Origin of the sequence: Terribacillus saccharophilus, assembly GCF_002272745.1 — a bacterium.
Taxonomy (GTDB): Bacteria; Bacillota; Bacilli; order Bacillales; family Amphibacillaceae; genus Terribacillus; species Terribacillus saccharophilus_B.
This window is the reverse complement of sequence record NZ_NPBD01000002.1, coordinates 800780-812405: the sequence shown is the minus strand read 5'-3', so window position 1 is coordinate 812405 and position 11626 is coordinate 800780. Positions and strand designations below refer to the sequence as shown.

The following is an 11626-nucleotide window of genomic DNA, read 5'->3' as shown; positions in this document are numbered from 1 at the left end:
TCAAACCAGCAAAGGGAAGTACCTTTTAACCCTCAAAATCAAGCAGCGCCTTATTCCTACCCGCCAATGACGATGCGCTCTTGTTGCGGTCCGGACATTCCTTTTCCAGCGGCACCAGAATTTACGCAAGCACACCCGGAATTTAGAGATCCTTACGGCGTGCAACAGCCGCTCGCCGATTTCTATGAACCTTCACCTGCCCAAGATCTGCCGGGAGATGAACAAGAAAATAAGTGAAACAAAAAAAGCCCCTTTTTCCGTTGAAGGGGCTTTCATTTATAATATACCATGTTCCTCAAAAATGCGGTGCATATCCTGGCGATACTTATCTTCCATAGCAAGTACTTCTGCTTTGGACAAACCAGCGTGCTGAATGTGATTTCTAAGTATCAAGGTCGCTCTTTCTTCTGAGAAAACGTTCGCCATGTTTGCTTCGCTTTTCGCTTCCACGTAGTGGAGGTACTTTTGCTGCGTAGTGTTTCTCACTTTTATCCCGCCTTTGTTTTCAACTTTCTAATCCTTTACCACATATAATCGAAAAGAAAACCTAAAAAGTGTCGGTCAAATCAATATTTTTTCAAAAAAACCGGATAAAGAAGCGCTAACAGGAAAAAATGAAGGCAAAAGCAACGGAATAGGGGTGGAAGATCATGAGGCGTTTCTTAGTCTTTTGTTTGCTTTTCCTTTTAGTAGTTCCAAGTATAACAGCGCAAGCTGCGGATCCAGTAGAAGTGAAGGTCGTACTGCAGCGTCAATATATTGATGGCAAGCAGACAGAAGTAACCCATCAAGAGAAAATCTATGCAATGGAAGATTTCTGGTCAACCTATCATGATTGGCAGCTTGTTTCCCAGAAAGAAGGTTTGGTTGTATTCAAACAGGAAGTGATGGATATTTCACCCTCGTTAAAGAAGAATGGCTATTTCGGTATTTACAAAGGAAAGCTGACCATTTTCGAAGGCCGACCAATAGACCAGCAGGCAATCCAGTCGTTCTATCAGATAAATAAAGGCAAGTTGGAAAGTCATCAAGCGGAAGAGCTCGAAGAAGGGATCAAGATCCAATCAAGAGAAGTTTATGAAGATGTCCTGAAAGCACTTCGCTCGAAAAACGATGTAGCACCGCTGCCAAGCTAAAAAGGATCGTTCCTCAGGAGAGGGAGATCCTTTTCCTGTTTTTCGCCTTTTACCTTATACGAACATACGCTTGTGTGGTAAAATAGAAGGAAGTTATTGATTCAGGTAGGAGAGAAATAGCATGATAGCGTATGTTAAAGGTAAGATTACCGGAATTACAGAAGAAGCAGTGCTTGTAGAGGCACACGGTTTAGGTTATGAAATCATTTGCCCGAATCCTTTCCAATTCCAAATGGAAGAAGGCAAGGAGGCGCTTGTCCATACATATCATTATGTTAGGGAAGATGCCCAGACTTTGTTCGGGTTTAAAAATACAGAGGACAAGTTCTTGTTCCAAAAACTGTTAGGGGTATCAGGTATCGGGCCGAAAAATGCCTTACAGATTCTAGCAGGTGTCAATGTCGAGGAATTTGTCGCAGCAATTGAGCGGGAAGATGATAAGTTCCTGACAAGCTTCCAGGGCGTTGGAAAGAAGACGGCGCGTCAAATGGTACTCGATTTGAAAGGTAAGCTCGTTTATATGGTATCGCTTACTGCAATCGAAGCCTCCGCAGGAACAGAAAGCAACACATCTAAGAAACGTCTTGCATTAGCAGATGCAGAAGACGCAATGCGGGCTCTAGGATATCAGGAGCGGGAGATCAAAGCTATATTGCCGCAGCTGAAAAAAGAAGACAGCGACAGTGCTGATCACCTGATCAAGAAAGGCTTGGCTTTGTTAAGTCAAAAGAAATAAAGGAGTGCGAAGATGGAAGATCGCATGATTACGAACGAATTGAAACAGGAAGACGAAGTGATCGAGCTCAGTCTGCGCCCGTCCACCTTAAAGCAGTACATCGGCCAGCATAAAGCAAAGGAAAATCTGGCTATCTTCATAGAGGCAGCAAAGATGCGTGATGAGCCGCTTGACCATGTTTTGCTTTACGGACCGCCAGGACTAGGAAAAACAACGATGGCATCGATCATCGCTAATGAAATGGGTGTATCATTCCGGGCAACGAGCGGACCTGCAATTGAAAAAGCAGGGGATTTGGCAGCGATTTTAAGCTCTCTGGAAGCAGGCGATGTGTTGTTCATCGATGAAATTCATCGATTGCCAAGAGCTGTTGAAGAAATACTGTATCCAGCTATGGAAGATTTCTTTCTGGACATTGTCATTGGAACCGGTCCTAGCGCGCGCAGCGTCCGTCTTGATTTGCCGCCATTCACATTGGTTGGCGCGACAACGAGAGCTGGATTGCTATCTGCACCTCTAAGAGACCGTTTTGGTGTGCTGAGCCGCCTTGAATTCTATAATACAGAAGATTTGGCCAGCATCGTCGAGCGGACAGCAGTCATTTTCGATGTCGAGATTGAACCTTCTGCTGCCAACGAAGTAGCATTGCGTTCGAGGGGAACACCCCGGATTGCCAATCGGCTCCTCAAACGGGTACGCGATATATCCCAGGTTAGAGGGGAAGACTACATTACGCAGGAGACAACTCATGCAGCACTTAATCAACTGCAAGTAGATGAAAAAGGCCTTGATCATATCGATCATAAGCTGCTGACGACTATCATGGATCAATTCCGAGGAGGCCCGGTCGGACTTGATACAATCAGTGCGACAATCGGAGAAGAATCCCAGACGATTGAGGATGTATATGAACCGTATTTGCTGCAGATTGGTTTCATACAACGAACACCGCGCGGTCGGGTTGTAACACATCTTGCCTATGCCCATTTCAACCGGGAGGTGCCAGAGGCTTGACCGGCATTGGAAAAATCTTTATTCTTATAGGCGTTGTGTGTATTATAATCGGCATTATTATGTCGTTTATTGGCAGACTGCCAGGAGATATCGTTTTTAAGAAAGGGAACACGACAGTCTACTTTCCGATCGTAACATCGATTGTAGTGAGTATTGTACTGTCGCTCATCTTGTTCCTCTTCAACAAATTTCGCTGATACAGACTAGGAGTTAACAGGTATGGATATACAGGATTACGATTTTCATTTACCAGAAGAACTAATTGCCCAGACGCCGCTTCAAGATCGGACTGCATCAAGGCTGCTTGTGTTAAATAAAGAAGAGAAGACAATGGAACACCGTCATTTCGCTGATATCGGTGACTATTTTAAGTCCGGTGATTGTCTTGTCCTGAATGATACACGTGTGCTACCGGCACGATTATATGGTATTAAGAAGGACACACAGGCAAAAGTAGAGATTCTCTTACTGAAGCAAGTGGATGGTGACAGCTGGGAAGTATTAGTTAAACCGGCCAAGAAAGTCAAAGTCGGTACAGAGCTTAGCTTTGGAGACGGAAAACTAACTGCTGTATGTAAGGAATTGCTTGAGCATGGCGGTCGGATTGTAGAGTTCCGTTATAACGGCATTTTCTATGAAGTGCTCGATCAGCTAGGTGAAATGCCTTTGCCGCCTTATATTAAGGAGCAGCTGCCTGATCAGGAGCGTTATCAGACTGTTTATGCTAAAGAACAAGGATCGGCAGCAGCACCGACAGCAGGACTGCACTTTACAAAGGAGCTGCTTGCTAGTCTCCAGGAAAAAGGTGTGGAAATTGCGTTCATCACACTTCATGTTGGATTGGGAACATTCCGTCCTGTTAGTGTGGATTCAATTGAGGAACATGAAATGCATGCTGAATTCTATCAGATGTCACAGGATACAGCAGATCAGCTGACTCGGATCCGTGAAAACGGCGGACGGATCATCTCAGTTGGAACGACATCCACACGTACGTTGGAAACAATCACACGTGACCATGATGGAAAATTTGTGGCAGCAAGCGGTTGGACGGATATTTTCATATATCCAGGCTTCACCTATCGAGCTATAGACGGCTTGATCACTAATTTCCATTTGCCGAAATCCACATTGATTATGCTAGTCAGTGCATTTGCAGGACGTGACTTTATCCTTGATGCGTACCGGACAGCTGTAGAAGAACGCTATCGTTTCTTCAGCTTCGGCGATGCAATGCTGCTCGTATAGATTGATAATAGAAAGGGAACTACTATAATATGGCAATTCGTTATGAATTCATTAAACAAGATAAGCAGACAGGCGCTAGGCTCGGTATCGTACATACACCTCATGGGAGCTTTGAAACGCCGACATTCATGCCGGTAGGAACACTGGCAACGGTAAAGACGATGAGTCCGGAGGAATTAACCGAACTTAACGCGAATATTATTCTATCAAACACCTATCACCTTTGGCTCCGTCCAGGACATGAGATTATCCGCGAAGCAGGCGGCTTGCATAAATTCATGAACTGGGATGGCGCTATTCTGACAGATTCAGGCGGCTTCCAGGTTTTCAGTCTGAGTGATCTTCGTGATATTCAGGAAGAAGGCGTGCATTTCCGTAATCATATCAGTGGGGAAAAGTTATTCCTTTCCCCAGAGAAAGCGATGGATATCCAGAACGCGCTTGGCAGTGACATTATGATGGCATTTGATGAATGTCCACCTTATCCGGCGACATATGATTATATGAAGGCATCGGTAGAGCGGACAAGCCGTTGGGCGGAGCGCTGCTTAACAGCTCATGCTCGTCCGGATGTACAAGGACTATTTGGAATTGTACAGGGCGGTGAGTTTGAAGACCTTCGTAAACAGAGTGCACAGGATCTTGTTAGTATGGACTTCCCTGGCTATGCTGTTGGTGGTCTGTCTGTAGGCGAACCGAAGGATGTCATGAACCGTGTGCTGGAATTCACCACTCCATGGCTTCCGCAGGATAAACCACGTTACTTGATGGGTGTTGGCTCACCAGATTCCTTGATTGACGGTGCTATCCGTGGTATCGATATGTTTGATTGTGTGCTTCCGACTCGGATTGCACGTAATGGAACATGTATGACATCCAAGGGCCGTCTTGTTGTCCGTAATGCGCAATATGCCCGTGATTTCGGTCCGATTGATGAGAATTGTGATTGTAAAGTTTGTAAGAATTATTCACGCGCTTACATTCGCCATCTTATCAAATGTAACGAAACTTTCGGATTTAGGCTTACTACTTACCATAACTTGCATTTTCTGATAGAATTGATGAGGAAAGTCAGAGAAGCGATCAAAGAGGATCGACTTGGCGATTTTCGAGATGAATTCTTCGAAAGCTATGGTTTCAACAAGCCAAATGCGAAGAATTTCTAGAAAGGGGGAGCAGTGAATGAATATTCAAAGTTTAATACTGATCGTATTAATGTTTGTTATCTTCTACTTCCTGTTGATTCGTCCGCAGCAGAAGCGTCAGAAACAGGTTAGACAAATGCAGTCTAACTTGAAAAAAGGAGACAGCATCGTTACCATCGGTGGTTTACATGGGAAGGTGCATGCTATAGACGAGGCATCTGTAGTCCTGACTACGGATGACGGCAGTAAATTGACGTTCGATCGTAACGCGATCCGTGACGTTAAACCTTTAGAAGCGTAAAGATAAAAGACAGGAGATTTCTCTCCTGTCTTTTTTATGTGCTCGTTTTGATGTTGACGCCAATCATACCTCCGACTAGAGCTGCTGCTAGAAAACCGCCATGCGTGAGCAGTTGTGTTCCCGAAAATCCTACCTGATAACCGAGATACTGATAGAGAAGAATGAAAAGGGAAAATCCGATTGCGGTCATACCGCCGAGCATCCAACCTTTATCTTCGCCTTTCACTCCAGCAATGAAACCACCGATGAATAAACTGAGGACTCCAGCTCCGAGGGTTGTCCAGTCCAGCATCCCTTTCCCCATCTCAGTAAAGCGAAGCAATAATGCTAGTGTGAAGCTGATAAATAGCAGCAGTGCAAATACGGTAATCCAACCATACAATATAGCTTGTACATTTCTTTTCACAAAGATCCCTCCAGCAAGTCTATATGGCTACTGTATGCTCGTCCATCCAAATTAAGAACGAATAGAACCAATGCTCTTACACAAAATAAACAAAAAGGAGGCGGGCATGTTGTTGGATGCATTGGAATGGTCAATCATAGGAAGAACGTTTCTTTCTTATATTGTCATCGTCATTATTTTCCGCCTTATGGGAAAACGTGAGATTGGTGAACTGAGCATCATCGATTTAGTTGTTTATTTGATGTTAGCTGAAATAGCTGTGTTTTCCATCGAGGACCCTAGCAGTCATTTGCTTCACTTTATCGTGCCGATGGTTATACTTCTGATAATACAGAGAGGTACAGCATTAATTTCCTTAAAGTTTCCCAAAATGCGTGATTTTATGGAAGGAAAACCATCAGTCATTATTTCGCGCGGTAAGATAGATGAGCATGAAATGCGCAAGCAGCGTTACAGCTTTTCTGATCTTCAGCAGCAGCTGAGAGAAAAGGGGACGAAAAGTGTACAGGATGTCGATTTTGCGATTTTAGAGACATCCGGTGAATTGTCCGTATTTGAAAAGCAGGATACAGATAATGGCAGCAGCGGCTTTGTCCAGCCATTGATTATCGACGGAGAGATTCAGCAAAAGGCGTTAGATAACATCGATAAATCTGATTCTTGGCTTCGCGGTGAGATGAAGCGCCATGGCCATCCTGATATTGCGCGTATCTCGTATTGCACGCTCGACCAAGACCATAACTGGTATATTGACCGAAAAGATGAACGCTGATAATGATTAACGTTTCTTTCTGGACAGAAACTGCTCCACTTCCGCTCTCGTTATAAACCCGAAACTGAGCATGAATAATAGATAGAGGACAGTTAGAATTAAAAGCAATAATAGAAATGTTGGAAGGTTATATAGAGAACTGGCAAATATACCCCTCAACAGATGTGCAGAAAATGCTGTTAATCCCAGCAAACCAAGCATTTGACCGAGTTCCTTCCACGATAGTCTGAAACCAGCAACACGTGCTAGAGAGATCAAATGCAATAAAGTGATCAAAACTACTGTGACAATCATACTGATGGCTACTCCAATAATTCCAAACTTCGCATTGGATGCCAGTGAAACGAGCAAAATTATTTTTACGCCTGCACCGATGATCGTATTCCACATCGCAGATTTGGCTGCGTCGAGCGCTTGCAGTGCGGTACTGAGCGGCATTTGGATATACATCATAAGGTAAAAAGGTGCCATCAGCAGTATAAATCGCTCCGCGCTCTCGCTTCCGTACATATAATAAAGAATCGGACCTGCAAATACTGTCAGAATTACCGTTGCTATTGCACCAGATGCAAAGCTTAGCCGGATTGCTTGGTGAATCCGATAATGGACAAATTGATGTCGATTCTGTTCATTTGCCTCGCTGATAGACGGCAGTAAAGCTGTTGCGAGAGAATTCGTAATGAAAGTCGGCAGGAACAAAAGAGGCAGTGCATAGCCTGTAAGTTCACCGTACTGCCTTGTTGCCATTGCCGTTCCGACCCCGGCTAGAGCAAGACTTTGAGCAGTAAGTATTGGCTCAAGGAAATGGGTGCCGCTAGCAACCAGCCTGCTGCCGGTGGCGGGTAAGGCAATCGAGAACAGGCGCTCTAATGTCTGTTTGCCTCCCTTTAAGGCTGCAACGAATTGAGATCGTATTTTTACGGTCTTTTTTCGTTTAAATTGATAGAACATATAAAGCAAAGAAATGAATTCTCCGATTAAAACCGAAATCATCGCCCCTAAAGCAGCGAATTCTACTCCGTAAGGCAGAAAGAATTTTACGAGGAAGACCGTACAGCTAATCCGGACGATCTGTTCGATCACTTGGGAAAAGCTCTGCGGTTTCATATTCTGTTTCCCTTGGAAATACCCCCGAAGTACTGCTGCAACTGCCAAAATCGGTATGACTGGTCCGATTGCCAGCAATGGATAGATGACACGTGCATCTTTCAGGAGCTTGTCCGCAAGAAACGGAGCTGCGAGATAAAGAACTCCGACAAAAACGATGCTGATGCTCAGTGTTACCGTTAGAGAAACAACAACGATTTTTTTGATTTGGTCGTTGTCTCCACGCACATCTGCTTCTGCTACCCGTTTGGAAATAGCAGTGGGCAGACCGAACTGGGTGATGGCAGTCGCCAGGAATAATGTCGGCATGGCCATCATGTATAGACCAATCCCTTCTTCCCCCATGACACGTGCAACGACAATTCGGTTCACGAATCCTAGGAAGCGGGTGATCAAGCTGGCAGCAATCAGAATGAGTGCCCCTTTTAGGAAAGTCTGCTTCGTCACATCGACAACCTGCCTTCTCAAATATTAGTTTTTCGGCTACAATTATATGTATGCATGAGATATGGCCAAGCATGACTAGCCTGAACAGAACAAGGCAAGTTGTTTTAGGAGGTAAAAACGTGTACGAAACAAAGACAGTAAATGAATGGAAGTCGGAAGTGATGCCTGCAGTGATCAGCAAGAAGGAAGAATTTCACCTGCTTGGATATAATAAAGCTTCTGCTGCAGATATTTGGAGCTGTATGGAGAAAAAGGTATGGAAAAAAGAGAAAGGCAAACAAAAACGATTATATGAAGTAGTAGCTGATATTATGTCGCTGAATGTATCGGTTTATATGGGCTACTTGACAATGTCAGTGTATGAGGAAGATGAGGATCTGATGGCTTCCATCGCCGCCATCAATGGTCAATCCTGATCAGGGTAATGTTGACAGTGCTTGTTCATGTTTTCTATACTATGTGAGTATTTGACGGACGAGCACAGCATGTACATACATGTAAACTTATTGCAGACATAGTCTGCAGCATATTAGGTTTCCGTTTGAACGGAAAATGGGAGGCAGTTGCATCATGGTGAAAAGAGGCAGAATCGTTGCCTTCTTCTTGATCGTCCTATTGCTATTAGGAGCGATGGGAACGACGATTAAAGGAATTGCAAATGATTTAAATTTAGGACTCGATCTGCAAGGCGGTTTCGAAGTACTTTATGAAGTAAGTCCGCTGGAGGAAGGGGACGAGGTGAATACGGCAACGTTGAATGCCACAGCACAGGCATTAACGGAGCGTGTCGATTCTCTGGGTGTTAGTGAGACAAGTATAGATATCGAGCAGCCGAACCGAATTCGTGTCCAGCTTGCTGGTGTGAAGGATCAGGAACAGGCACGCGAAATGCTGTCGACTACTGCTAATCTATCATTCCGTGACACCGTAGATAAAGAGTATTTGAATGGTACGGATATTGAGGCAGGCAGTGCGAAGCAAGCATTTGATCCGCAAACAAATCAGCCGCTCGTTACCGTGGAAATGAAGGATGCTTCAAAATTCGGTGAAGTGACGAGTGAACTCTCCCAGCGAGCATACCCAGAAAATCGGTTAGTAATCTGGCTGGATTATGAAGATGGGAACTCCTATGAAGAGGAGTCACAAAAGCCTGAGGATGAACAGAAGTTTATTTCTGCTCCTGCGGTTTCCCAGACTATCAATAGTAAATCAGTTCAGATTGAAGGTAACTTCACAGTAGAAAGTGCACAAGAGCTTGCAGATCTCCTGAATGCTGGTTCCCTTCCAGTGAAAATGGATGAAGTGTATTCAAACTCTGTTGGAGCTCAATTCGGTCAGGAAGCACTGGATCAGACAATGCTTGCTGGATATATCGCCTTCGCGCTTATCTTGCTGTTCATGATCGTTTATTACAGACTTCCAGGTTTGATTGCAGCGATCACATTAGCAGTTTTTGCTTATTTGAACATACTTGTATTCGATTTGCTTGGTGTTGTTCTGACACTTCCAGGCATTGCAGCACTAATCCTGGGTGTGGGGATGGCAGTTGACGCCAACATCATCACATATGAACGAATAAAAGATGAACTGAAAACCGGCAAGTCGCTCAAAGCTGCTTATAAAGCGGGTAATAAAAACTCTTTGGCAACAATTACCGATGCCAACTTGACTACGATGATTGCAGGGATTGTCCTGTTCATCTTCGGTACGAGCTCCATTAAAGGTTTCGCAACGACGCTAATCATCAGTATTCTATTGAGCTTCATCACAGCTGTATATGGATCACGTGCTTTGCTTGGTTTGATGGTGAAAAGCCGAGCGTTCGATAAGAAGCCTGGCTGGTTCGGGGTATCGAAGAAAAATATCCGTAAATTGAATGACAAAGAAGAACGTGAAGTTACTTTCTATGGTTTGAAGTTGAACCTAGTCAAACACAGAAAAGCGTATTTCGCTTTCTCTATCGCGCTTACAATTGCCGGGATCATCTGCTTGAGTGTATTCAAACTGAACCTTGGTATCGACTTTACGAGCGGATCACGTGTTGAATTTGATTCGAATCAAGCTCTTAAGACAGAACAAGTGGAGCAGAAGATCGAAGACCTTGGTTTCGAGTCTAAGGAAACACAGCTTTCTGCTGATGGCAAACATGCCTCCGTCCGACTTGAAGACACGCTTACAAAGAATCAGGAAAATGAACTGAAGAGCAGTATCCAGGATGAATATGGAGATGCGCCGAGCATCAGTACCGTTTCACCTATAATCGGAAAAGAACTAGCGAAAAATGGATTGTATGCTGTAATCTTTGCTTCAATTGGAATCATACTGTACGCGACGATCCGATTTGAATTCAAATTTGCAATGACAGCCATCCTAGCCTTACTGCATGACGCTTTCTTCATTCTAGCGGTATTTAGTATCACCAGGCTGGAATTCGACATTACGATCATTGCCGCAATCCTGACGATAATCGGTTATTCGATCAACGATACGATAGTCACCTTTGACCGGATCAAAGAGAATATTCGAATCAAACGGAAAGTCAAAACCTTCGATGAGCTGGCCAAGATCGTGAATGACAGCTTGCTGCAGACACTTGTACGAAGTGTAAACACAGTACTAACAGTAATAGTAGCAGCGATTATTCTCTGGATCTTCGGTGCTTCATCGATTGCTAACTTCTCAATCGCGCTTGTGATTGGTTTGGCAGCAGGGACATATTCATCCCTATTCATTGCTTCTCAGCTGTGGCTCGTTTGGCGCGGCAGAAATATTGAAAAAAATCCAATCATCCATGAAGAGAAAAAGAAAGTGGAAGGACCGCAAGTCTGATTGGAGAACCTCCGTAATAATTACGGGGGTTATTTTTTTTAGATTGGGGAATGTATAGAGTAGCCGCATTAGAAAGGAGCCAGCAAATGAAGGCACAATGGTATATCATTCTAGCAGTCATCTTTGCAGTACTTATTGCAGTATTCGCAGTTATTAACGTAGACAGCGTACAGGTGGACTATTTATTCGGAAAAGGTTCCGCCCCGCTAATCCTGATCATTCTGTTCTCCGTTTTGATGGGCGTCTTGATTACAGCATCTGTAGGAGGGTTGCGTATGTTCAAGTTAAATAGGGAAGTACGCGCTTTACGTAAGGATAACGATAAAAAAGCAGCTGAAATTACTGAACTACAAGAAAAACGTGCGGAACAGGGACATGAAGAACTGGAGAGGCCAACGACAAATATATCCGATCCGACAACGAATACGTACCCTACATCCGAACGAATAAGAGATGAATACAAACAATAACGGATTGCTCCCTTG

15 protein-coding genes are annotated in these 11626 nt (G+C 44.1%); 12 read left to right on the top strand and 3 right to left on the bottom strand.

Features of this window, described 5'->3' with window-relative positions:
- The coding region (locus CHH58_RS18330) for a hypothetical protein (protein ID WP_170937535.1) at positions 1-237 on the top strand (237 nt) is incomplete at its 5' end.
- 39 nt (positions 238-276) lie between these two features.
- Here CHH58_RS18330 and CHH58_RS05950 read toward each other — a convergent pair.
- The gene (locus tag CHH58_RS05950) at positions 277-486 is read right to left on the bottom strand and encodes a hypothetical protein (protein WP_095226824.1); all 210 of its coding nucleotides are present in this window, start codon (positions 484-486) and stop codon (positions 277-279) included.
- A 164-nt stretch (positions 487-650) separates the two neighbouring features.
- Between CHH58_RS05950 and CHH58_RS05945 the strand changes: the two genes are divergently transcribed.
- From CHH58_RS05945 to yajC, 7 genes are all read left to right on the top strand, one after another.
- Positions 651-1136 carry a BofC C-terminal domain-containing protein gene (locus tag CHH58_RS05945; protein WP_249275041.1) on the top strand — a complete coding sequence of 162 codons (486 nt, stop codon included), beginning with the start codon at positions 651-653 and terminating at the stop codon, positions 1134-1136.
- Between the two features lie 121 nt (positions 1137-1257).
- On the top strand, positions 1258-1872 hold the full coding sequence (gene ruvA / locus CHH58_RS05940) for a Holliday junction branch migration protein RuvA (protein WP_095260729.1): 615 nt from the start codon (positions 1258-1260) through the stop codon (positions 1870-1872).
- Positions 1873-1884: 12 nt separating this feature from the next.
- Positions 1885-2886, top strand: coding sequence for a Holliday junction branch migration DNA helicase RuvB (ruvB, locus tag CHH58_RS05935; RefSeq protein ID WP_095260728.1), 1002 nt, complete (start codon positions 1885-1887; stop codon positions 2884-2886).
- Positions 2883-3083: a DUF2905 domain-containing protein gene (locus CHH58_RS05930; protein WP_095218196.1), complete on the top strand. Its 201-nt coding sequence runs from the start codon at positions 2883-2885 to the stop codon at positions 3081-3083. The genes ruvB and CHH58_RS05930 overlap by 4 nt, the downstream gene beginning before the upstream one ends.
- A gap of 22 nt (positions 3084-3105) precedes the next feature.
- Entirely contained in the window at positions 3106-4134 is a 1029-nt protein-coding gene (gene queA / locus CHH58_RS05925; protein ID WP_095226828.1) for a tRNA preQ1(34) S-adenosylmethionine ribosyltransferase-isomerase QueA, read from the top strand.
- 29 nt (positions 4135-4163) lie between these two features.
- Positions 4164-5300, top strand: a complete 1137-nt coding sequence (tgt, locus tag CHH58_RS05920; protein ID WP_093879536.1) for a tRNA guanosine(34) transglycosylase Tgt — start codon at positions 4164-4166, stop codon at positions 5298-5300.
- Between the two features lie 16 nt (positions 5301-5316).
- Positions 5317-5580 carry a preprotein translocase subunit YajC gene (gene yajC / locus CHH58_RS05915; protein ID WP_095218194.1) on the top strand — a complete coding sequence of 88 codons (264 nt, stop codon included), beginning with the start codon at positions 5317-5319 and terminating at the stop codon, positions 5578-5580.
- A 34-nt stretch (positions 5581-5614) separates the two neighbouring features.
- Here the strand turns inward: yajC and CHH58_RS05910 are convergent, their stop codons facing one another.
- Complete coding sequence (locus tag CHH58_RS05910) at positions 5615-5986, bottom strand: TIGR04086 family membrane protein (RefSeq protein WP_038561610.1); 372 nt, start codon at positions 5984-5986, stop codon at positions 5615-5617.
- A gap of 106 nt (positions 5987-6092) precedes the next feature.
- Here CHH58_RS05910 and CHH58_RS05905 point away from each other — a divergent pair, with 106 nt between their 5' ends.
- The gene (locus CHH58_RS05905; RefSeq protein ID WP_095232886.1) at positions 6093-6758 is read left to right on the top strand and encodes a DUF421 domain-containing protein; all 666 of its coding nucleotides are present in this window, start codon (positions 6093-6095) and stop codon (positions 6756-6758) included.
- 6 nt (positions 6759-6764) lie between these two features.
- Here the strand turns inward: CHH58_RS05905 and spoVB are convergent, their stop codons facing one another.
- Positions 6765-8312: a stage V sporulation protein B gene (gene spoVB / locus CHH58_RS05900; protein WP_095262159.1), complete on the bottom strand. Its 1548-nt coding sequence runs from the start codon at positions 8310-8312 to the stop codon at positions 6765-6767.
- A gap of 119 nt (positions 8313-8431) precedes the next feature.
- Between spoVB and CHH58_RS05895 the strand changes: the two genes are divergently transcribed.
- The 3 genes from CHH58_RS05895 to CHH58_RS05885 all read left to right on the top strand — a co-directional run bounded on the left by CHH58_RS05895 (position 8432) and on the right by CHH58_RS05885 (position 11611).
- Positions 8432-8728 (top strand): post-transcriptional regulator, encoded by a 297-nt coding sequence (locus tag CHH58_RS05895; RefSeq protein WP_249275040.1) that lies wholly within the window; start codon positions 8432-8434, stop codon positions 8726-8728.
- Positions 8729-8882: 154 nt separating this feature from the next.
- Positions 8883-11141 (top strand): protein translocase subunit SecDF, encoded by a 2259-nt coding sequence (secDF, locus tag CHH58_RS05890; protein ID WP_095226831.1) that lies wholly within the window; start codon positions 8883-8885, stop codon positions 11139-11141.
- Positions 11142-11227: 86 nt separating this feature from the next.
- Positions 11228-11611: a LapA family protein gene (locus tag CHH58_RS05885; RefSeq protein WP_095232883.1), complete on the top strand. Its 384-nt coding sequence runs from the start codon at positions 11228-11230 to the stop codon at positions 11609-11611.
- Positions 11612-11626: the final 15 nt, after the last annotated feature.